Raw genomic sequence first — 21,904 nt, forward strand, 5'->3', positions numbered from 1 at the left:
GTGGCCGGTAGTGTCCTGCGCCTGATTTCGTGCGGTCGAGGAAGCCGGAACGAGACGACCTCGTCGGCGAACTTCGGGCGCGGCACACTGGTCCGAAATGTCGTGGTGACCTGGGAACAGGTGGCAGCACCCGGCGCAGCGGCAGAGTCAGGCGGGTTCGTGGGGCGTTCCGGTCAGGCGGCTGAATGCGCAGGCCGGACCGCGGGTGCCAGATGACGGTCAGCATGGAGCGGCCGATGGCGGACGAGGCCTTCTTGCCGCGGCGTCAGCTGTCCCGCAGGCGGTAGAGCCGGATGTCTCCCGAGCCCTCGACGAGCTCGAACCGGTCTGGCACCGCGGTGATCTCCGAGAGCAGGGCGGGCTGCGCACCGCCCGCCTTCGCGTCCACGGCCACCCAGCCGGCGCCGGTGGCCCGTACGTCCGCCACCCACCGGTCCAGGTCTCCGAGGTAGGACACCACCACGAGGCGGCGGTCCAGCCGCTCGCCGATCCACACATGCGGAAAGCGCGCCGTGGTCGCGTCCGGTACGGCGACGCCGGCGTTCGGCGGCAGCCCGCGCAGCATCGTGTACTCCGACCACGGCTGGATTCCCCATCGTCGTCGTTCGGCGTCGGACAGCACCAGCTCCCACGCTCGATCGAGGGAAGCGCGTTGACCGTCGGCGAGGGTGATCGGTGACGGGCTGGTGGCCCACCACATGCCCAGCCCGCTCAGTGCGATCAGCGCGAGCGTCACAGCCGTCTCGGCTCGCCGTGCCAACCACTGCACGGCGAGCAGGGTGCCCAGGCAGGCCAGCGCCGCCAGGAACAGGGTGTACCGGCTCCACCAGGGGGCGGCGCTGGTGAAGAAGACCAAGGTGGTCGGCACCACCAGCAAAACCGTCCACCGGCGGCGAAAGGCGAGCAAGGCCAGCGTGCCCAGCAGCATTCCTGCGAGGAGAACCAGCCACTGCGGACCGAACCCGCCCAACCGCTGGTCGTAGACGTACTCGTGGGGCAGCAGGTCGTAGGTCCAGCTCGCCGCCAGCCGGCTGACCAGGTCCGGCCGCTCCGCGATCTCGACCGGTTCGTTGGGGGCGATCAGGGTCGCTGCAGGATCGAGGCTCCCACCCACCAAAGGCGCGCGCAGTGGATGAACCGGGTTGCCGTGGCGGACGATGTTGGCCAGATACCAGCTGGCGCCGACCAGCAGGGGGAGCCCTGACGCCGCCGCGGCCGCTGCCGGCCACCGCCAGGAAGAGCGCAGCCGGTGCGTGCGTTTCGAGCTGCCAGGCAGGTGCCGTGCCTGCCATGCGACGTAGGCCGCCACGACCAAAGCCAGCACGACGGGCACGACGTTGGAAAACCGGGTGCCCAGCAACACCGCGAGGCCTGTCCCCGCCAGGAACAGGTACCACGTGACGTGGGCCCGGTCGCCTCGTTGCCGTCCGGTCCCGACGTCGTCGGCGGCCAGCAGGAACTGCCAGGTGACCAGTAGCCCCGCCGCCGAGGCCACGTCCGGATAGGTCGTGCCTGCCTGGAGAAACACGACCGGGATCGCCGCGAACAGGAGAGCGGCGAGAGCGGCACGAACAGTGGTCAACCCGGCGCGGACGCCGAGTCCGGCCAGCGCGCAGCAGGCGAGCAGCACGTAGCCGAACTGCGTTGCCCAGGCGAGCTGCGTGTGGGCGAGGAACACGGAGGGAAAGGCGGTGAGGAGCTCGGTGTGCTGGGGTGAGACCGAGGACCAGATCGGCAGCTCCGTCTCCGACAGCGACCCGGTGGAGACCCAGGTGTCCACTGACACCAGCCGGAACGCGTTGCCGTCGAAGTCGTGGCCGCCGACCCTGGCCGACAGCACGGCGCGCCAAAGGTACTGCGCTGCGACGAGTGCGGTGAGCAGAACCAGCGCGGGCAGCGCGGCACGTCGTCCCCGGCTCGCCCCCCACCGCTCCTCGTCGGGAAGCGCGGCGCGGCCCGCGGGGTCACGGCGCGCCGCCCAGACCGCACCTGCCGTGCCGAGCGTGATGCCGGCGGCGGCGAGCGGACCCGGACGCAGAGCTCCCAGATGACCGAGAACGAGCACCAGCAGGCTGGGCTGGAACAGAGCCAGCGAGACCGTCGCGGTGAGCCGATCGGTGGCCGAGCGGAAAAGCGCCCTCGGGATCAGCCACGACGACGTCAGCAACATCGCGGAAGTGAGAACCGCCAACAGTGCGGTGATCACGGGCGCATCGAGTCCTCGGCCGTGCGCGGTGGCAGAGCGGCGCCGAGGCGGGCAGCTCGTCCTCGCAGCGAGGGATGACGGGTGGGCCGCGTGGCGCGGGCGTCGGTCGAGGCCGGGACTTCCGCCGCGGTGTCCTCGGCCGATCGAGCCGTCTTGTCCCAGCCGGTCCGGCCCTGCAGCATCCGCCCGAGCGCCTGCCAGCAGGCGATGAAGGCGACGTAGTTCCAGACGATCAGCACGTGCCCGAGCAGCAGGGAGCGCCAGAAGCCGTAGTGCCGCTCGCGCCGGAAGTACAGGTAACCCGACACGAGACAGGGCAGGAACGATGCCACGTACAACACGAATCCGATGAGGACGTGGGACATCGTGGACGTGCCGAAGATGGCGTTCGGGTCGGCCATCACCTGGGTGACGGACACGGCCAGCCCGATGTGGAAGAGCAACGACCACGGCAGCACGATGATCCACGGAATCGCCAGATACAGCGTCACCTCGAGCACGGCCGTGTTCGACAACCGGTGGTTCCGCCAGATCTCCGGCAGTCGTTTGCCCGCCGTCATGTGCCCCTGGAACCAGCGCGTGCGCTGCTTGATGAGCCTGGCGTACTCGGTGACGCCTTGCTGGTCCACCCAGGCCATGGTGGTCGAGTCGAGGTCCCAGCCCGCGCCGAGCAGCGTGATCGCGAGGTCCAGGTCCTCGGTCAGCGACTGCGACCACGGATCGCGGCTCAGGTCGATCAGCGCGCGCAGCCTGCTGAACTGACCGTTGCCGCCTAGGCTCACGGTCCGGCTGCGCCGCCGGCCGAACTGGGACACCGCGGACAGGCCCCAGAACTCGAAGTCCTGGACACGCGTGATCAGCTTGTGCGGGTTGCGGATCTTCACGGCGAGCTGCACGCCGCCCACCTTCGGGTCGTCGAAGAGGGGCAGGACGTAGGACCAGGCGTTCACGGACAACCTGCCGTCGGCGTCCATCACGCACACGAAGACGAGCTGCGGGTCCAGCCCGCGCGCGGCGACGTCCGCCAGAACGGCCTCGAAGCCGTGGTTCAACGCCTCGCCCTTGCCTTGCCGGGCGTTGGGCGGTGTTCGGCGCACGAGGATCACGCGATCGCCACCGGCTTGCCGGGCGATGTCGCCGGTGCCGTCGTCGCTGCCGTCGTCGATCACCACGATGGTCGAGTTCGGCGTCCGCCGCAGTGCGCGCACCGTCTGCTCGATCACGAGGCTCTCGTTGAGGGCGGGAACCAGGAAATACACCCACTCTTGGTCGGGATCGCGCCGGGCCACAGCCGCTGAGTCCGGTCCTGCCTTCGCCGCGGCACGCATCTCCAGCAGGCCGGCGCCCGCGCAGGCCAGGAAGTACGTGAGACCGATCGCGATCGTGAGCAGCGTCGCCCCGAAGAACACCCCGCTCGCGATGTCGGAGAGCACCGTGATGACTCCTTTTCGTCCAGTGGACAGTGCTGGGTCGATGCGGCACGCGAGCCCGGATGACGCGATCGGCAGCAATCGCTGGGCCGGCCGGTCACAGGGCCGACCCCTCCTCAGGGGGAGCCGGCCGCCCAGGGGAGTAGCCGATTCCGCGTTCCGCGTCATGGCACGCGGGATGACGCATCGATGGGGGGTGAGTCGTGGCCGGTCCGAGGTGACCGGCCCTCAGCAGACAGGGGTGGCCACATGTACGGGAACACCGGAGTCATGACCGGTACGGGGACAGCAGCTGCCGGAGTGCTCGCCTCCACGGGTTTTCCGATGCTGTTCGCTGTGTTGATCGGCTTGGCACTGCTCGTACTCGGTGTGCTGTTGTTGCGGTCGCGCCGTGTACATGGCGCGGACGATGCGCGCTGAGGCATCGGCCGGTCCCGTGCGACTCGGTGCGTCCGACCGGCGGCGATGGGGCATCCAGGTCGTCGCGCTGGTGGTCGTCGCGGCGGTGGCCGGACTGTTGGTGACCGGTGTCGATCGCGTGTTCGTGCGACCCGCGCTGGTGTCCGTTCCCGAGATGCGCGGACAGGATCCGGTCGTTGCCAGGGCCACGCTCGAACGGCTGGGGCTCCAGGTCGCCGAGACGATCACCAGTCCCGCCGGCTTCCGTTCGGGAGAGGTGGCCTCCCAGCGGCCACCCGTCGGGGCCGGGCTGCGTCCGGGCGGCGTGGTCGAACTGGGTGTCGCGGCGCAGCCGGTGCGCATCGAGGTGCGGAAGAACAGCTACGTCGGTCGTCGGACGTCCGAGGCGGAAACCACGCTGCGCGCGCTCGGATTCGTGGTCAGCACCGAGCGAGTGGTGTCCGAGATCGCCTCCGGCACGGTGATCGACGTGTCGCCCGACGGCCCGGTCATGCAGGGCGAGCCGGTGCGGATCGTCGTGTCGAAAGGGGTTGGGTGAATGACCGAGCCGGACAGCCTGGCATCCCAGGCGCCGCATCCGACGCCCTGGCCGGAACGGATCTTGCGAATGCTCGCGGGGGTGGTGCTCGTGGCCGCCTCAGCGCTGGTTTTCGCCAACCTCGAATGGTTCCGGTCGGTTGAGGCGATGGCCGCCACCCCAGTGGTGGGCCTGTTCGTGCCTGCCGGAGCCGCCACCGACTTCGCCCGGCAGACCGTGTACCTGTTCGGTGACGGGGCCAGCCCCGTGCTGGGCTTCGTGGTCTCGGGCGGGTGCAGTGTCGGCGTGCTGGTGGCCCTGCTGCTGCTCGCTTCCTCTCCGATGGCATTGATCAGCCGGTTCAACCCGGCCGGGGTGCTCTGGGCGGTGTTGGCCGCGGTGTGCGTGTCCTTCCTCGCCAACGTCGTGCGCACATCGGTGATCGCCGTAGTCGGCGGTCGGTATGGCCGTGAGGGCGCCTTCTTCTTCGTGCACAACGTCGGCGGCGCGGTGTTCATCGTGGTGATGGCCACGCTGTCGGTCGTCGTCCTCTTCAAACTCCTCCTTTCCGGAGGCCGACGTGTTCCTGTTCCGCCGAGAGAAACGGTCCCAACGTGAGCCTGAACATCATGTCGTCGAACTCCGTTCCCGAGGTGCATCTGGTCGCCGGGACGCGGCCGGAGGCCATCAAGATCGCTCCGGTGGCGCTGGAACTGGCTGCGGCGGGCCGCATGCGGCCGGTCGTGGTGGCGACCGGCCAGCACCCCACGATGGTTCATCAAGCCCTTGCCGCGTTCGGCATCGAGGCCGACGTCACGCTGCGGCTCGATCGGCATGACGGCGGACAGGCCGAGCTCTACGCCCAGCTCCTGCCCCAACTCGATGCCCTGTGGGCGCGGCGCCCGCCGGCCGCGGTCGTGGTGCAGGGCGATACCTCCTCGACGGTCGCGGGCGCGTGCGCCGCGTTCTGGCGGCGAGTGCCTGTGGTGCACCTGGAAGCCGGACTGCGCTCACACGACCTGGATTCGCCGTTCCCAGAGGAGGCCAACCGCCGTCTGGTCGGCACCCTCTCCCGCCTGCACCTCGCGCCGACCGGACGGGCGGCGGACAACCTCCGCCGCGAGGGCGTCGAGCTGGAACGAGTGCTCGTGACCGGAAACACCGTGGTCGACGCGGTGCGCATGATCGCTCGCCGCCGTGAACCCTTCAGCCAGCGCGAACTCGACGCGGTGGAGGCACGCGCGTTGTCCGGGAACAGGAGGCTGTTGCTGGTCACCGTGCACCGGCGCGAGTCGTGGGGCGAGCCGATGGCCGCCGTCCTGCGCAGCGTCCGCGCCATCGTCCGGGAGCACGACGATGTCGAAGTCGTGCTTCCCGCGCACCCCAACCCCTCGGTGAGCGCGCAGGTGTGGCAGGCACTGGGGAACTACCCGAGGGTCACGGTGACTGAGCCGCTCGACTACCCCGACCTGGCCCGACTGCTCACAGCGTGCACGCTCGTGCTGTCCGACTCGGGCGGCATTCAGGAAGAGGCACCGTCGTTCGGGGTGCCGGTGCTGGTGCTGCGGGAGGTCACCGAGCGACAGGAGGCGGTCGACGCGGGCTGCGCCCAGCTGGTGGGCACCGACGAGACCCGCATCCTGTCCACGGCGCGCAGGTTGCTGGCGGACCCCGCGACGCGAACGCGGATGACCGCGTCAGGCAACCCTTTCGGGGACGGACTGGCCAGTGCGCGCGCCGAACACGCCCTCGCCGCCCTGATCGGGCTCACGGAGAGCGTGCCGGAGCGGTTCGAGCCGTTCGACAGGCACGTGCGGACCGCCTGACACCGCACGGCCGATTCGCGGTCGCACTTTCGGGTGATTGTTCCGTCATGCCGGGGTCTCTCGCGCATCGGATGTGCTGTCCACGTAATCCACACTGGGAGGTGGCTTGATGACAGGTGGTCAGAGGAACGCGGCGGTCAGCGCGCCCCGCGGACGCACACTGGACCGCGTGCTCATCGCATGCGCGGTGCCGTTGCTCGCTGAAGGTATGGCAAGGGTGATCGACCACTTGCCAGGTGTGGCCGTCGCGGGCATCTGCGGCGCGGCGACCGACCTGTTCGCCGAGATACGCCGCAGCGACCCGGCTGTGGTCGTGGTGGACGACACGCTCGATTCCGCGTTCCACACGGTCCGCCTGGTCGCAGGCACAGGCCGATCGGTCGTCGTGGTCCTGCCGCCGACACGACTAGGGCGACTGCGGGCGAGAACGGCGATGCGCGCGGGTGCCTCCGCTGTGGTGTCCTGGGCTTCTGGGCGGGTTGTGGTCGCCGATGCCCTGCGTCACGTGGGCGCGGACGACCGCTTCGTCGCTCCCGAGTTGCGGCTGCAGGCCGCGGTGGACGACACACCGGCGATGTCGCCTCGGGAGAGCGAAGTGCTGCAGTTGGTCTGTCGCGGCCTGGACAACCGGGAGATCGCGAGGCGGTTGTTCGTGTCGAGCGAGACGGTGAAGACGCACGTCCGCAACATCGCCAAGAAGCTCGGTGCCCGCGACCGCATTCAGGTCGTGGTCAATGCGCTTCAGTCGGACCTGGTCCACGAGGGGATCCCGTCGCCGCGGACGTAGGTCCGCGTCGACGTCACGGGTCGCGCGAGTGAGAGCGAGGAAGACGAGGTGCGAATCGCTGAACTGAGCGCGTGCAGTGGCGTGCCGATACCGACGATCAAGTACTACCTGCGCGAGCGGCTGATGCCCCCTGGCGAGCGCACTGGGTCCAACCAGGCGCGCTACGACCACGGTCATCTCCAGAGACTGCGCCTGGTGCGTGTCCTGACCGATCTCGGTGGCTTGCCCATCGCCACCGTCCGGGAGATCGTCCTGGCGGTCGACGTGCCGGTGCCCCATGCCGACGTGCTGATGGAGACGGTTCAGAACGGTGTGGCCGACGTCAGGTGGGATGTGGACCACGAGGCATTCACGGCCGCCAGGGCACTGCTGGCTGACCTCGGCTGGCACGGCATCGCCGACCACGCGGCGCTTGGCACGTTGGCCGGCGTCTTCGCCGCCGCTCGCGATCTCGGCCACCAGGGCGTCAGCGACTCCCTGTACGAGTACGCCCGTGCGTGCGAGACGATCGCCAGAAGCGATCTCAAGCACCTGGCCGCGGTATCCGAGACCGATTGTGTTTCGGAGGCGGTCGTCATCGGCACGGTACTCGGGAACACGGCGTTGAGAGCGCTCCGTTGGCTTGCTTACGAGGTCGAGTCCGTTCGTCGTCGCGACTGGCCGGTCGGGGGAGCGTCCCCCGCTGTGGACGTCAGTGGTGTTCCTCCTCGACCGTGACGAGATCGTGCCGGCGCGACATGTGCAGCGGCCGGACATTGAGCAGGTGGTCGCGACCTACGAGGAGATGTCGGCCAAGGTCGGGGAGCGACTTACCGCTGAGCTGGGACGAACCTGGGAACAGGTCAGCGAGGGCGGTGCCTCTGGGTGTGGCAGCGAGTTCCCCGGGCTCACAGGTGACGTCGACATCCGTCACCTGCCTCGGTGGAGTTCAAAGGGCAACCTGCCAGACGACCAGTGGTCCCGCGCGGAGGCGATCGTCGGTGAGGTTGCCGAAGGCTATGGCTTCGGCAAGCAGCCGGCCGTCATCGTCAACCGGCCGAGTGACCACGAAGTCGTCTACAAGAAGCCTGATGGCGCGCAGATCAGCTTCGGAACCGCAGTTAACACCCCGCCGGACGTCCGGACCGGCTGCCATTTGAAGGCAGAGGTACACAAGCGGGGAGCGCCATCGCGAAAGTCGTGAGTGCCGACATCTGTGGTCAGCCGTGAGCGCCTACCGCGCCGCTCGGTTCCGCCTTCCTGATGTCGCAAGAGGAGTGATTGTCCCCGGAATGAACTCACGGGACTCGGTCTGTACTCCTCGAATCGAGTCCGGTGCCTGCCCGAACAGGCAGCGGACGCTGCCCGTCTCGGCGCTGCGCTCGTCCAGGTCGGCCTGCGACCATGGGATTTCGTGCGTGGATTCTGGAGGACGGGCAATGACCAGGGCTGTCGACCACGGCTCGGCCCAGGTGGTCGGGGACCGGCTCCATCGGGCGGCGCCGCCCAACGCCTGGCTCCATGTCAGCCGCGCTGCCGGCAACGCCGCGCTCGGGGCCGTCCACCAGGCTGCGGGCCCGCTGTCGGCGCAGCGGGCGCCCAAGCTCGATCCGGCGAAAGTGGCCACTGCGGCCCAGCAGGCGCACGCCTCGGCGGACGCGGCACAGGCGCTCAGCATGCTTCGCTGGTTGACGGGCCTGCCGTGGCCGATGGGCGCTTTGGTGCAACTTCAGCTGATGGCCGGCGTGCAGGTCGGGGTGGACAGTTCCGGCAATCCGGTGCAGGCCCACGTGTTCCCCGGCCAGATCACCGAGGTGGCGATGGTGGTGGCCGGTGTGCACGGCTCGGAGCAGTCCGGCGTGGAGGTGGCCGAGCGCCTGCTCAAGCAGCTCATGACCACCAAGCCCTACTTCACCGTGGTGATCGTGCCGAAGTTGTTCCCGGGCAACGTCGACAGCCGCGCTGCCTGGGAAGCGGAGCTGGCCAGGAAACAGTCCGGCATTGCGGTGGGCAAGTACCAGCAGCTTCGCGACAAGGCAGGCGACATCGGCCGGTCCTCGGCCGGCCAGGAGGATCCCAATCGGCAGTTCCCCGATCTGGGCAAGGATCTGGACCTGGACCGACCGGTGGACGCGAAAGGCCGGCTGATCGAACCGTCGAACCTCGCCCTGTTGGGGCTGATCAACGCGTTCAAGCCGTCCCGGCTGGTGTCTATCCACGCTGTCAAGAACTTCACCCAGGCGGGGATCTTCGCCGACCCGCACCCGTCGGTGCGCAACAGGCAACTCGCGCAGGACTCCGACGCACTCGCCATCGCCATGGCCAAGGAGGCGGAAAAACGCGGGGTCCACGTAGCCGGCAACAAGCGCGGCACGGCGTGGAGCAGCCTGTATCCCGGCCAAGACCCGAAGAAGTCCGCCGAGCAGATCAAGCGGGAGAACGCCAAGGGCCGGTCGCTCGGCCAGTGGGGCCCGTCCCAGGGCATGACCGTGATCACCGTCGAGGTGGGCGAGCAGTACCGCTCCAACTCGGCAGTCAACGACCCCGACCGGGCGGCCGAACTCGAGGCCGAGGCCGGCGTGATCCGCGAGATTTTCCTCGGCCCACCGCAGGCAACACCCACCCCCACCCCGGCACCGACTCCCGCCGTTCCGGTGCAGCCCATGCTGGTGGCGGCGGCCGCGGCCGGCGTCGGCAACGTGGCCGCGACCGACCTCGCTCAGCGGTTCATGCGCTACCGGCGGGGCATGGACGGCGGGCCTTGAGCGAGCCGGAGAGTGCAGGAGCCGGGCGTCTTGGCCAGCGGGGCCCTGACACGGTCGCCACGACCTTCCTCGGCGGCATCCTCCGACCTCGCCACCCGATCAAGAGGATCATCCGAGCGAACCCAGACCGCACACGCCGAACCTGCTCCGCACCCTCGCCATGCATTCCAGGAGCGCCGTCAGCGAACGTGCTTGACCGTGCATCAAGTGCATGAACTGCGCGGTAGATCTTGTTCTGTAGGTCAGACGGTCATGAACCCGTATCTCGGGGGTCGCGGATCGCAGGTTCAAATCCTGTCGTCTCAGCGGACTGAATCAGCCCGCTGACTCCGGGAGAAAGCCCAGGTCAGCGGGCTTGTTCGTGCGCTCTGAACGATCTTGGGTTGATCGTCATTTTCATGATCAACAGGCGAAGGAAGGGGAGTATGTAACGGCTTCGGTTGCGGCGGCTCGCCGAAGGTCCAGTGGCGTGGCCCGGCAATGTTCCGGGTCGCGCCACTAGCTGATCGAGCGAACTTGGAGCGTTGGGTGCTTCGCGTCGAGTCGGACGAGATCGGCGTCCATGGTCACGGCGTCGGCCGACCGGCTGACTCTGAGGTCGTCGCGGACGACGGACAGGGCGGCCTCGCGGTGGGCGTCGTGTTCGGCGAGGCGGGCGACGAGGGACGTCCGCACGTCCTGGTACGTGTCGAGGCCCAGTGGCAGCCGCAACGGGGTTGCGCCGCGGTCGACGAGGTCGATCATCGCGTCCGCGATCTTCTCCGGGTCGTTGACCAGAGGGAAGGTGCCGTCCGCGAGGGCCCGTCGGGTGTCGCCGGCCGGTCCCGCGTCGTACTCGGGCATGATCGGCGCGGTGGCCAGCGAGTCACCGAACCCGGTCGGCGCCGCACCGGGTTCCACGATGGTCAGCCCGATGCCGAACGGCTCGATCTCGCGGGCGACCGTCTCACAGAGACCTTCGATGCCCCACTTCGACGCGTGGTAGTAGCTGAAGTTCGGGTACGTCGTCTGCCCGCCCGCGGTGGACACCTGCAGGATGCGGCCGTGTCCCTGCGCACGCAGGTGCGGCAGTGCGGCCCGGATCACGTGGATCGACCCCAGCAGGTTGGTGTCGATCACCTGCCGGATCTGCTCGTCGGTTGCTTCCTCGACCGCGGCGAAGACCCCGAACCCGGCGTTGTTCACGATCACGTCGATGGTGCCGAGGGCTGCGAAGGCCTCGTCCACGACACGTCGGACCTGGCCGGTGTCGGTGACGTCGAGCCGTGTCACCCAGAGCCGGTCGCTTCGCAGGTCGTCGAGCACTTCCGGACGCCGCAGCGTCGCGGCGACCCTGTCACCCCGCGCGAGCGCCTTCTCGGTGAGCAGCCGGCCGAGACCGGAGGAGGTGCCGGTGATGAACCACGTCGTCGTCATTCGCCTTCCTTTCTTGTGGGTCGCCTTCGACGGTAGGAGCTAGAGCCGACTCGAAGTCAAACAACTGCACCGGAATCCATGACAGCCGGCTCCGAAGACGACCCTCGCCATCGGCGAGGCGGCGAGCTGACCGGCCGATCCTCCGCGATGTCCCTTCTGGACATTCGCGCGAAACCGGGGTGACCCAGCAAATGGCCGAGTTGCGGGAGGCGCTGGACGTGACCCGGTGGAAGGTGGCGCTGTACGCCGAGCGCCTGGCCGCCGGCTCTGCGGATGGGTTGTGGCGCAACGGTCCTACGTGCCACGCTGCGAAGACGACTTTCGCGCGGGGGCGTTGGCAGCCCATTCGGCCGGGTCGTACAGATCGAGATCGAGTCGAAGTACCGCTGATAGTCCACATCGGACAGACCTTCTGCTGTGCGCACCCACTCGCCCCGCCGCCGGCAGGGCGAGGCTTCATGCTGCAGCATCTCGCGACACCGGACTCCCCTCCCAGCCCCGACGACCTCATCGAGGCCCTGCGCGCCCTGCTCGCCGGCTACCTGCTGACCGAGGACGAGCGGCAGAACCTGCAGCAACGGCTGAGGGCTCACCCGGCGTGCTCCGCAGCGTGTACCGCCCGTGTACCGCAGCGCCGGAAGCTCCTGCCTGCCGGGCACCAGCGGCGCCCCGGACGAGGGGTGGGGCGCCGCGAACGGTTCAGGTGCCTGCGGACAGGGGAGGAGACAACGATGCGCAACAGACTTGCGGCCCTGGTGGTCGTGATCGGCGCAGTGGTGCCGATCGGGCTCGGTGTCGGGACGGCGGGGGCGGCGCCCGGCGAGTCGGAGCAGGTCACGGCTTCGGTGATGTCGACCCAGCGGAACGCGGACGGGACGGTCACGCAGACGACGTACACGCCCGCCGAGGGCGTCCGTCCGGCCGACCTGGCGCGGAAGCTGACCGCGAACGGCGTGCAGGGGGTCGCGCTGGTGAACGGGGCGGGTGACGTGTCCGCGCAGGTCGCGGCCTGCTCCTACGGAACGGCGCGCACGTGGCCGACCGGCACGACTTGTTTCTCCCGGTGGTCCTACAACGGGTGGGCGCGGCCGCAGATGTACTTCCGCGACCGCTCCAACAGCCTGTGGCCGGTCGGGCGTGCGGTGACGAAGTGGAACGAGACGTCGGGCATCGACTCTCACTACCGCACGTTCAGCGCGGGCTGCCCCAGCAGCACGGTGCACTGCGTGATCGTCTACAACGCCGCGTACGGCAAGACCGGCGAGTGGGACGGGGTGGTCGGCATGACGAAACGCACCCTGAACGCCGCGCAGACCTACACCACGGGCGCGTACATCGCGCTGAACGAGTCCTACGGCGGCACGGAAGCTCAGCGCTGGAACACGGCGTGCCACGAGATCGGGCACGTGCTCGGCCTTGACCACAACACGTCGACGGCCAGCTGCATGTACTACTCGAGGACGTCGCAGCGGTATCCGAACGCCAACGACTTCACCCTGCTGGAGACCTACTACTGAGCCGGCGAACGGATGCCCTCGACGCCCCGCGCGTCGAGGGCATCCAGCCGTTGGCGCACCTCGTCGGCCTCCTGCTCGCGGTCCTGCGACCGGTACAGCTCCCACGCCGTGGACCACACCGCGCGAGCGCGGTCGAGGTGGCCGAGCGCGGTGAGCGGGTGACCGAGGTTGTTCAGGGTGTTGGCCTCCTCGTACGTGTTGGCGATGTCGCGCAGCACGGACAGGGCCTGCTCGTAGTGCTGGACGGCGTCGGAGTACCGCCCGCTGTGGTGGTCGATGAACCCCAGGCTGTCCAGGGTGTCGGCCTCACCGGTACGACTGCCGTTGTGACGGAACCGTTCGAGCGCGGCGGAGCAGTGCTCGCGCGCCCGCTCGTAGTTGCCGAGCAGTGCCGAACACCACCCGACCGCGTTGAGTGCGAGCGCCTCGCCGACCGCGTGGCCGGCCTTCCGATACGCGGCCAGAGCCTCCACCGCGTGGTCATGTGCCCGCTGATGGTCGCCCCACTGCTCCCACGACCACGCGAGCGTTCGATGGGTGTGGGCGGCCTCGGCGTGGTCGCCGAGCCGTACCGCCAGGTCCAGGGCGCGGTGCAGGTGCTCGACCGCCTCGTCGCGCTGCCCCAGGTCGCTGTGCGCGTCGCCGACGAGCCGGTTCGCGAGAAGCTGTGCCGCGGGGTCGTTCAGGTGTCCGGTGGCGGCCAGGCCCGCGCGGCACGCGGTGAGCTGGTCGTGCCGGTGCCCGCGCCGGTTGTGGTAGGTGAACAGCGACCAGGCGAACAGCCACGCGGTCCGGTGATCGTGCTCGTCGGCGGCGACCCGCTGGGCGGCGAGCAGGCACTCGTGTTCCTCGTCCAGCCAGCTCAGGGCGGCCGTGAGGTCGGGCAGTGGTGCCACGGCGGCGCCCGGTGCGGCGAGAGCCAGCGGGACGGCCGGGCGATGCGGGTCCAGCAGCGCGACGGTGGCGTACGTGGTGTGCAGGTAGTGGTCCACGACCCGGCGATGCGCCTCCGCCGCTTCCCGCGAACCGCGCGCGGTGTCGGCGGCGTAGCGGCGGATCAGGTCGTGCATGCGGTAGCGGCCGCCGGCCTCGCGGCTGATCAGCGAGGCGTCCTCGAGGGCGTCCAGCACCTGCTCGGTCCGGGTCCGGGACAGACCGGTGAGCGCGACTGCCGCACCCGGTCCGATGTCCGGCCCCGGCGCCTGGCCGAGCAGTCCGAACACCGTGGCCTGCTCGGCGGTGAGCGCCCGGTACGACCACGAGAGCACGGCGGGCAGGCTGGCCGCCGGGTCACCCTCGTCCAGCGCGTCGAGCCCGCTGTCGCGCACCTCGGCGGCGATGGCGGCGAGCGGTGTCCCAGGCTCGAGCCGGGCACGGGCGGCGATGATGCTCAACGCCAGGGGATACCCGCCGCACAGCCGCACGAGGTCCTCGATGGCGGCTTCCTCCGCCGCGACCCGCTCCGCTCCGAGCCTGCCGGTGAGCAGGGCACGGGCTTCGGCGTGGCTCAGCGGGTCCAGAGCGAGGTGCTGCGCGCCGTGCCCCGTGATCAGGCCGGGCATCCGGTCGCGGCTGGTGACGAGCACGGTGCACGCGTCACCGCCCGGCAGCAGCGGCACGACCTGCGCGGTGTCGGCGGCGTTGTCGAGCACCACCAGCAGCCGCTTGTGCGACACCAGGCTGCGGAACAGCGCGGCCTGCGCGTGCGGTTCGACCGGAACGCGGCCGGCTTCGACCCCGAGCGCGTCGAGGAACCCCCGCACGGCCACGGCCGGGTCCATCGGCGGACCGTCCGGGCTGAACCCGCGCAGGTCGACGAACAGCTGGCCGTCCGGGAAGCGATCCAGGTTGCGGTGCGCCCAGCGCAGGGCGAGCCACGTCTTGCCCATACCGCCCGCGCCGCGGATGGCCGAGATCACCACCGTGCCACCGGCTCGCGCGCTGGACTCGACCGCGGCGGTCAGCACGTCCAGCTCCCGTTCCCGGCCCGCGAACACGTCGGGCGCGGCAGGGAGCTGTGCGACGCCCGGCCGGGACGGCGTCCGGGCCAGGTCCAGGCCGGGGTCGTGGGTGAGGATCGCGGACTGGAGGCGCCGCAGTTCGGCGCCCGGCCGCAAGCCCAGTTCCCGGTCGAGCACCCGGCGCGCGTCGTCGTAGATCTCCAGCGCCTCGGCCGACCGCCCCGTCTGGTGCAGGGCCGTCATCAGCAGACCGCGCGGGTGCTCCATGAACGGGTTCTCCGCCACGACCCGCCGCAGGACGGCCACGGCCTCGTCGTGACGCCGCAAGGACATCAGCGCCTGCGCCAGGTGCTCGTGCGCCGCGAGCCGATGGTCGCCCAGCCGCGATCGGGCCGCCTCGGCCTCCGCGCCGGTCAGCTCCGCGAACGGCTCACCGCGCCACAGGTCCAGTGCACCGCGCAACACGTCCACTGCGTCCCGCATGCGCCCTTCGTTCCAGGCAGCACGCCCCTGCGCGACCCGATCCTCGAACAGCAGCACGTCGAACTCGTTCCGCGTCACGCCGAGCCGGTAGCCGTTGGCGCCGTTGACGATCCGCGCCGCGCCGCCCGCCGCGAGCCGGCGCAGGTTCGAGACGTAGGTCTTGACGTTGGCGGCGCTGGAACGTGGCGGTACGCCACCCCACAGCACGTCGGCGATCCGGTCGGTCCGCACCCACTCGTTGGCGTGCAACAGGAGCAGGGCCAGCACCAGCCGCCGCTTCCGTGACGGCAACTCGATCCGCTCCCCGTCGTCCCTCACCAGGCCGACGGCGCCCAACGCCTCGAACCGCACCGTTCCCCGCTTCCCTAGACGGGTAAAGGTAGCGCACCGTCGGCTCGATCAGCCGTGGTTCTCGGGCAACGCATCACTGGTGAGTTCCCCCGCAACGGCCGAGAGCGTCAAGCATCAAAAGGATCCGAAATGGACGGTGTCATGCGCTGATTGAGCCGCAGTGCGAGCGCCTCTCGCATTCCGGCCGGGCGCAGACGTGTTCACCTGCCAATTGAACTTTTCGCCGAACAGCCGAAATTTCGTACATGCCGATTGGAATACGAGCGAGTGTCTCACCTGCGGTTTGGACCCCCGCAGGCCGGGATAAGCCTCACCGCACGCACTTCGCGTCGTTGCACGACAAGGACACCGGCGGCGAGGCGCGTCCCGCACGGCTGTGGCCGCGGCTGGTCAAGACCCACCACGTGCCGGTCGTGTTCTCGGAGGCGGCGTTCGGGGGTGTGTGGCTGCTCGTGCGCGACCCGCGGGACGCGATCTACGCGAGCTACCAGTGGCGGTCGCGATTCGGCGAGGAGCCCTGGGACCAGGTGCCGGACACGTTCGAGGCGTGGCTTTCCGGTCCCGGTGACTTCAGCCGGAGTCCCGCGGACGACTGGGCGGCCTTCTACACGGCTTGGGCAGGCGCTTTCCCGCAGGCTGACGTCCTGCGGTTCGAGGACCTCAAGCAGCGGCCGGTCGAGGTCGTCACCGACATCGTGCGGCGTCTCGGTGTCGAGGTCGGCGAGGCGGACGTCACCCGTGCGGTGGACGCGAGCTCGTTCACGAGAATGCGTGAACACGAGGAGCGGGCGGCCGGCTCCCGGCCTGGTGGAGGCCGGATGGTCCGCGAGGGCAAGACCGACGGCTGGAAGGGGTGGATGTATCCGGATCTCGCCGGGTACTTCACGAGCGTGGAACTGCGCACGACCGCCCGTGAGTTCGGCTACGACCTGCCGGAGAGCCCGTGACGACGGACCAGCGACAGGCGACCGGTGACGTCAAGGCGTGGCCGGTCGCCGTGCTCCTCGCGAGCGCCTCGCTGCTCGTGTTGTTCGACAGCCTCGCCGTCGCGACCGCGCTGCCGACCATCGGCGCCGAGTTCTCGTTGCGGCCGGGGTTGCTGCAGTGGGTCGTCAGCCTTTACTCGGTGAGCATCGGCGCGTTCCTCATCCTGGGTGGCCGGGCCTGTGACCTGTGGGGCCGGAAACGCATGATGGTGGCGAGCCTCGCACTGTGCACCGTCGCCGGCCTGATCGCGGGGATCGCGCCGAACCTGCCGGTGTTGCTGGCGGGGCGTGCGTTGCAGGGTGTGGCCGCGGCGTTCGCGATCCCCGCGGCACTGGCCACCGGCGCCTCGATCTTCCGCGAGGAACCGTGGCGCAGCAGGGTGTTCTCGGTGATCGCCTTCGCCTCGTGGGCGGCCGGCCTGGCGGGAGCGATGATGGGCGGCCTGATCACCGTCCACTTCGGATGGCGCTGGGTGTTCCTGGTGACCGTGCCGGTCGGCGTGGTGGCGTGCTTGGCCGCGCTGGTGTTGCTGCCGGCGGACGTGGTGCCGGACGGGGAACGGGAAAGGCTCGATCTCTGGGGCGCGGTGCTGGCCAGCACCGGACTCGTGGTGCTGATCGTCGGGCTGGAGGAACTGGGCAGGGGCACCCACACCGGCCCTGCCCTGCTGGTGGTCTGCCTGGCGGTCATCGTGCTGGTCGCGTTCGTGCAGGTGGAGCGCAAGGTGCGGCACCCACTCGTGAAGCCGCGTCTGGTGCGCTCACGGCGGATGATCGGCAGCTGCCTCGCCTTCGGGGCCTACTGCGTGGGATACACGGCGGTCATCGTGGTGCTCAGTCTGCGTTTGCAGGAGGTCCACGGGCTGTCGGCCGCGGGTGCGGGTCTCGCGCTCACGCCGTTGCTGCTCGGTGGGATTCCCAGCGCGTTGCTCGCACCCATGGCGCTGCGGAGGTTCAGCGCACGGGTCGTCGTCACGATGTCACTGGTGTCCTGCGCGCTGGCGTTGACGATGATCGCGACCACGCCGGGCACGACGGCGCTGCTGCCGTGGCTGGTGCTGTGGGGAGTGGCGTCGGGGCCTGTCTACGTCGCGCTCACCCGTGAGTGCATCAGCGACGCGGAGGAAGAAGACCGCGGTGCGGCGTCGGCACTGTTCGAGTCGATGAGCCACATCGGCGGGGCGATCGCGATCGCGGTGTTCATGACGTTGCTCGGGGCCGGCGTCAGCTACCGCTCCACCGAGCTGGTCGGCGTGGTCGTGGTCGCTGCCGGTGCGGTGGTCGCGCTGACCGTGCTGCCACGCCGGCGGGAGGCTGATCGGCGGTGAACGACCACGCGTTGGCCCACCACCTCGCCGAACAAGCTCGCGACCTGCTCGTGCGGTTGCGGCGGACCGATCTCGGTGGCGAGGAGCTGGGCCGCGAGGGCGACCGGCAGGCGCACGCCCTGCTCGTCGGCGCCTTGCGCGAGCAGCGGCCCGGTGACGCGGTGCTGTCCGAAGAAGGCGCGCTGGAGCGCGGTCCGCGGACGTGGATCGTGGATCCCCTCGACGGCACCCTCGAGTACCGCGTCGGCCGGGACGACTGGGCCGTGCACGTCGCCCTCGCCGAGAACGGTGTTCTTGTCGCGGGAGCTGTCGCGCTGGCTTCGGGCCGCACGCACAGCACTCTCACACCGGCACCGCTACCCGTTGCCCCGCAGCGGACTCGGCCCCGTGTCGTGGTGAGTCGCAGTCACCGTCCGCCCTTGGCCGATGCACTGGCCGCGGTGCTGGACGCCGATCTGGTTCCCCTCGGCTCGGCCGGTGTCAAAACCGTCGAGGTCCCACCTGTCGCCGTGGCCGAGGCCGCCGGCGCACATGCGTCGCGGATCGACGGAGCGCCGCTGGTCTACGGCGGACCCACCGCGTGCATCCCGGATCTGCTGGTGTGCCGGCCGGAGCTGGCGCCCGTGCTGCTGGAAGCACTCTCCGCCGCACGTTCGTCGTGAGGTTCTGACCGCGCCTCACCACCACGCGTCGATCGTGGCCGCGTCCTTCTTCGCGTTGCCGCTCTTCGTGTCGGTGTGCTTCGCGCCGGTGAGGCGGGCGCCGGAGAAGTCGGTGTGGCCGAGGTCGGCGTGGTCGAAGGTGGCGTCGATGAACGTCGAGCCGGAGAAGTCCGCACTGCCGAACTTCGCCGACGCGAACGTGGCCCGCGTGAAGTCCGCGTCTTCGCAGAACACGAAGCCGTCGGTCATGTCCGCCGTGTCGAGACGCACCTCGACCATCGTGGCCTTCGAGAACGACGTCAGACCGAGGCGGGCAGCGTTGAGGTTCGCCCCGGTGAGGTCCGCGCCGACGAACGACATCCCGGTCAGGTTGCCCTGCGGCGCCCGCGCGGCCCGCAGGCACGTGTCCCTGAGGTCGATCACCATCGGCTTCGGGTCGAGAGTGACGTTCCGGCGGGCCAGCACGGTGAACGCGGCCAGCACGTCCACCGGAGTCTCCCCGCAGGTGCCGTTCTTCGGGCGCGGGCTGGTCGAGCGGATGAACGCCGACAGCACCTCGACCACGGTCGACTGGTGGTCGTGCGGCGAGTCGGCCGCGATGCGCTCCAACGCGTAGATACCGCCGATCCGGCGATGCAGGTTCTCCGGCCCCTGCGCACCGACCTGGTCGACCGCACGCGTGTAGCGGTCGTTGATCTGGCCCTGCCGCGCCACTTCGATCTGGTCGCGGGTGGCCGCCAGGGACAACGCGGTGAACAGCAGCGCGAGCACCGCCGTGATCGCGGTGACGATACCGCTGATCCGGGCCCACCGGCTCTCCCGGGACGAGCTGGACGAGCCGGGTGAGCTGGGAGAACCGACCGGCCGGGTGCGCCACCACAGCACCGCGGCGACCACCAGTGCGGCAACGGCGGCCAGCGCTGGCCACCACCGCTGCAGGTCGTCCCACGACGGCACGAGGTGCAGGCGGATCAACTGCCACACGGCCGCCGCGACGGCGAGCCCGACCAGCAGCAGCGCGACCAGGCGGGCTCGGCGGGGGCGATCGTGGGTCCGGTACGCCCGGCGGAGCAGTTCTTCGTCCACACCCTCGTGTCGTCGCGGCACTCGGTCATGTAACTCGAACCTTCGCGCACGCGCAGCAGTGGTCCTGACCCAGGCCGGGGTTGAGCGCCTGCCGATGGGGATGCGGGCGTCGTCAGGGCTGGAGTTCCCGCATGGCGGACAGCTCGGCCGGTGGTGGGCCGGGGTGCACGATTCCCAGCCGGCGGGTGGCTCTGGTCATGGCGACGTACAGGTCGTTGTGGCCGAGTGGCGTGGTGAGAATCGTGGCCGGGTCGGCGATCAGGACCGAGTCGAACTCCAGGCCCTTGGCCTGCTCGGGGGTGAGCAGCACGACCTTGCCGGTCAGGTCCGGTGGCGTGGCGAGGGACAGCGCGGCGGCCAGCGGTCCGATGTGGATGGCCGGGGTGATGATCGCGAGCTGGCCGTCGGTGTGTGTTGAGGCGAGGCCGGCGATGACCGTGGGCAGGTCGGCACGGGTGGTGCGGGCACGCCACGGTGTCTCGCCGGCCGAACGGACCGACCGGGGTGGCGGCGTTGCGGGATGGTGGGCGGCGAGCAGGTCGGCGGTGGCGGCCATGATCTCCGCCGGTGTGCGGTAGTTGACGGTGAGCCGGGTGAGTTGCCGGCGGTCGCGCACGTGTGGCCGCAGCACGCGGTCCCACGAGGAGGTGCCGGCCGGGTTTCCGGTCTGGGCGAGGTCCCCGACGATGGTCATCGACCTGGCGGGGCACCGGCGCATCAGCATCCGCCAGGCCATTTCGGACAGTTCCTGTGCCTCGTCGACGACCACGTGCCCGAACGTCGCGCGGTCGTTGCCGTGGCCGATCAGGGTGGCCGCCTCGTCCAGCAACGGGATGTCCGCGGCGCTCCAGCCGTCGGCCGGCTCTCCGAGGAGGTCCGACACCACGCGCTCCGGGGTCAGTGGCGGCCACAGCCCGTCGAGGGCGGCCTGGACGCCGGTGTCGGCGAGCAATGTGCACCGCAGACCGGCCCGGTCGGTCTCGTCCAGCAGGGTTCTCGGTCCGCCGTCGTCCTGACCGAGCACGACACCCGCGGCGGCCAGAGCGCGCAGGTCGGCCTCGCCGAGACGGCCGTCCGGGCTGCCGCCGTCGATCGCCTCGCCGGTGTCGGTGAGCACGACCGCCTCCATGCCCTCGATCAGGCGCCGCGCGAGCACGTCCACGATCTCCCGCTGGAAGACCAGCCTGGCCTGGTTGTGCGGGAGGCCGGTCCGCCTGGCCTTCTGCACGGCACGGCCGCAGGTGCCTGGGTGGAGCCGCAGCACCTCCTGCTCGAACTCGATCTCGACCGGGGTGTCCGGTATCTGCACCTTCGACCGCACCGCGGCCGCCAGCCGTTCGGCCATGATCGACCGGCCCTTGAGCTCGGCGGTTTCCGGCGGGTCCGTCCGGCTGCCCTCGACACCCGGCCACAGGTCGGCGATGGTCGCCGTCACCACGCTGTTCTCGCCGAGACCCGGCAGGACCTGGCCGATGTAGTCGAGGTAGATCCGGCTGGGACCCACGACCAGGACACCGCGGGTGCGCAGGTGCGGACGGGTGTACAGCAGGTACGCGACGCGGTGCAGCGCGACGGCTGTCTTGCCCGTGCCGGGACCGCCCTCCACCACCAGCACCCCGTTGGACTCGTGCCGGATGATGCGGTCCTGTTCGGCTTGGAGGGTGGTCACGATGTCCTGCATCCGCCCGGTTCGCTCCGTGGTCACCGCGGCCAGCAACGCCGCCTCGCCGACCAGACCGCTGATGCCGGCACCGTCCGCGTCCAGCAGCTCGTCGTTCAGAGCGATGACCGTCCGGCCTCGCGTGGTGATGCGCCGCCGCCGTCGTACGCCGTGCGGATCGGTCGCCGTCGCGGTGTAGAACACCCGCGCCACCGGTACGCGCCAGTCCACCAGCAACGGCTCTCCGCCCTCGTCCCGGAACAGGCCCAGCCTGCCGATGTAGACGCGCCGACCGTCGTGCATGTCCAGCCGCCCGAAGCACAACCCGTGCTCCACCGCCTCCAGCCGGGCCACCTCCGCCTGCCAGACGGCCACCGCCTCCCGCTCCCCGGCACGCCGCGCGGCCACCAGTCGCGCGGCCGCCGCCTCGCGCAGCGCATCCACACGGGCGTACAGGCCCGCCACGTACTTCTGCTCGATGTCGATCTCGCGGTCGATGTCGTTGCCGGTCACACCCGCACGCC

17 protein-coding genes are annotated in these 21,904 nt (G+C 70.0%); 11 read left to right on the plus strand and 6 right to left on the minus strand.

Annotated features, from left to right (window positions below; all coding sequences use genetic code 11):
* Positions 1-265 precede the first annotated feature (265 nt).
* Both ABFX45_RS17920 and ABFX45_RS17925 read right to left on the minus strand, forming a co-directional pair.
* Complete coding sequence (locus tag ABFX45_RS17920; RefSeq protein ID WP_346131196.1) at positions 266-2,206, minus strand: hypothetical protein; 1,941 nt, start codon at positions 2,204-2,206, stop codon at positions 266-268.
* Positions 2,203-3,639, minus strand: a complete 1,437-nt coding sequence (locus ABFX45_RS17925) for a glycosyltransferase (RefSeq protein ID WP_346131198.1) — start codon at positions 3,637-3,639, stop codon at positions 2,203-2,205. Before ABFX45_RS17925 ends, ABFX45_RS17920 begins: the two co-directional genes overlap by 4 nt.
* Positions 3,640-4,045: 406 nt before the next feature.
* Between ABFX45_RS17925 and ABFX45_RS17930 the strand changes: the two genes are divergently transcribed.
* The 7 genes from ABFX45_RS17930 (at position 4,046) to ABFX45_RS17960 (ending at position 9,930) form a co-directional block, all read left to right on the plus strand.
* Positions 4,046-4,594 carry a PASTA domain-containing protein gene (locus ABFX45_RS17930; protein ID WP_170155047.1) on the plus strand — a complete coding sequence of 183 codons (549 nt, stop codon included), beginning with the start codon at positions 4,046-4,048 and terminating at the stop codon, positions 4,592-4,594.
* The gene (locus ABFX45_RS17935; protein ID WP_109638379.1) at positions 4,595-5,191 is read left to right on the plus strand and encodes an exosortase/archaeosortase family protein; all 597 of its coding nucleotides are present in this window, start codon (positions 4,595-4,597) and stop codon (positions 5,189-5,191) included.
* A gap of 11 nt (positions 5,192-5,202) precedes the next feature.
* Positions 5,203-6,399, plus strand: a complete 1,197-nt coding sequence (gene wecB, locus ABFX45_RS17940) for a non-hydrolyzing UDP-N-acetylglucosamine 2-epimerase (protein WP_346131479.1) — start codon at positions 5,203-5,205, stop codon at positions 6,397-6,399.
* A gap of 169 nt (positions 6,400-6,568) precedes the next feature.
* Positions 6,569-7,186: a response regulator transcription factor gene (locus ABFX45_RS17945; RefSeq protein WP_211337452.1), complete on the plus strand. Its 618-nt coding sequence runs from the start codon at positions 6,569-6,571 to the stop codon at positions 7,184-7,186.
* Between the two features lie 48 nt (positions 7,187-7,234).
* A complete protein-coding gene (locus tag ABFX45_RS17950) occupies positions 7,235-7,903 on the plus strand; it encodes a MerR family transcriptional regulator (protein ID WP_346131201.1) in 669 nt (222 codons plus the stop codon).
* Complete coding sequence (locus ABFX45_RS17955) at positions 7,884-8,369, plus strand: LppA family lipoprotein (RefSeq protein ID WP_346131203.1); 486 nt, start codon at positions 7,884-7,886, stop codon at positions 8,367-8,369. The genes ABFX45_RS17950 and ABFX45_RS17955 overlap by 20 nt, the downstream gene beginning before the upstream one ends.
* Positions 8,370-8,604: 235 nt before the next feature.
* Complete coding sequence (locus ABFX45_RS17960; RefSeq protein ID WP_346131205.1) at positions 8,605-9,930, plus strand: M14 family metallopeptidase; 1,326 nt, start codon at positions 8,605-8,607, stop codon at positions 9,928-9,930.
* A gap of 498 nt (positions 9,931-10,428) precedes the next feature.
* On the opposite strand, the gene ABFX45_RS17965 is transcribed toward ABFX45_RS17960, so the two are convergent.
* Positions 10,429-11,346, minus strand: coding sequence for an SDR family oxidoreductase (locus ABFX45_RS17965; RefSeq protein ID WP_346131207.1), 918 nt, complete (start codon positions 11,344-11,346; stop codon positions 10,429-10,431).
* Positions 11,347-11,804: 458 nt separating this feature from the next.
* Here ABFX45_RS17965 and ABFX45_RS17970 point away from each other — a divergent pair, with 458 nt between their 5' ends.
* Positions 11,805-12,863, plus strand: a complete 1,059-nt coding sequence (locus tag ABFX45_RS17970) for a matrixin family metalloprotease (RefSeq protein WP_346131209.1) — start codon at positions 11,805-11,807, stop codon at positions 12,861-12,863.
* Here the strand turns inward: ABFX45_RS17970 and ABFX45_RS17975 are convergent.
* A complete protein-coding gene (locus tag ABFX45_RS17975; protein WP_346131211.1) occupies positions 12,857-15,658 on the minus strand; it encodes an AfsR/SARP family transcriptional regulator in 2,802 nt (933 codons plus the stop codon). The two genes, ABFX45_RS17970 and ABFX45_RS17975, sit on opposite strands and share 7 nt — an antisense overlap.
* A 332-nt stretch (positions 15,659-15,990) precedes the next feature.
* On the opposite strand from ABFX45_RS17975, the gene ABFX45_RS17980 reads away from it, so the two are divergent.
* The 3 genes from ABFX45_RS17980 to ABFX45_RS17990 are packed head-to-tail and all read left to right on the plus strand — an operon-like array spanning position 15,991 to position 18,634.
* Positions 15,991-16,605, plus strand: coding sequence for a sulfotransferase domain-containing protein (locus ABFX45_RS17980; protein ID WP_346131213.1), 615 nt, complete (start codon positions 15,991-15,993; stop codon positions 16,603-16,605).
* A complete protein-coding gene (locus tag ABFX45_RS17985) occupies positions 16,602-17,972 on the plus strand; it encodes an MFS transporter (RefSeq protein WP_346131215.1) in 1,371 nt (456 codons plus the stop codon). The genes ABFX45_RS17980 and ABFX45_RS17985 overlap by 4 nt, the downstream gene beginning before the upstream one ends.
* The gene (locus ABFX45_RS17990) at positions 17,969-18,634 is read left to right on the plus strand and encodes an inositol monophosphatase family protein (RefSeq protein ID WP_346131217.1); all 666 of its coding nucleotides are present in this window, start codon (positions 17,969-17,971) and stop codon (positions 18,632-18,634) included. The genes ABFX45_RS17985 and ABFX45_RS17990 overlap by 4 nt, the downstream gene beginning before the upstream one ends.
* Before the next feature lie 15 nt (positions 18,635-18,649).
* Here ABFX45_RS17990 and ABFX45_RS17995 read toward each other — a convergent pair whose 3' ends face one another.
* Positions 18,650-19,741 (minus strand): pentapeptide repeat-containing protein, encoded by a 1,092-nt coding sequence (locus ABFX45_RS17995; RefSeq protein ID WP_346131219.1) that lies wholly within the window; start codon positions 19,739-19,741, stop codon positions 18,650-18,652.
* 91 nt (positions 19,742-19,832) lie between these two features.
* Positions 19,833-21,893 carry a HelD family protein gene (locus ABFX45_RS18000; protein WP_346131221.1) on the minus strand — a complete coding sequence of 687 codons (2,061 nt, stop codon included), beginning with the start codon at positions 21,891-21,893 and terminating at the stop codon, positions 19,833-19,835.
* Between the last annotated feature and the right edge of the window lie 11 nt (positions 21,894-21,904).

Source organism: Lentzea roselyniae, from assembly GCF_039537795.1.
GTDB lineage: Bacteria > Actinomycetota > Actinomycetes > Mycobacteriales > Pseudonocardiaceae > Lentzea > Lentzea atacamensis.

Coding starts and splice junctions, on each gene's coding strand:
- ABFX45_RS17930 (WP_170155047.1), top strand. CDS start 4,046: ATGCGCGCTGAGGCATCGGCCGGTCCCGTGCGACTCGGTGCGTCCGAC.
- ABFX45_RS17935 (WP_109638379.1), top strand. CDS start 4,595: ATGACCGAGCCGGACAGCCTGGCATCCCAGGCGCCGCATCCGACGCCC.
- wecB (WP_346131479.1), top strand. CDS start 5,203: ATGTCGTCGAACTCCGTTCCCGAGGTGCATCTGGTCGCCGGGACGCGG.
- ABFX45_RS17960 (WP_346131205.1), top strand. CDS start 8,605: ATGACCAGGGCTGTCGACCACGGCTCGGCCCAGGTGGTCGGGGACCGG.
- ABFX45_RS17965 (WP_346131207.1), bottom strand. CDS start 11,346: ATGACGACGACGTGGTTCATCACCGGCACCTCCTCCGGTCTCGGCCGG.
- ABFX45_RS17970 (WP_346131209.1), top strand. CDS start 11,805: ATGCTGCAGCATCTCGCGACACCGGACTCCCCTCCCAGCCCCGACGAC.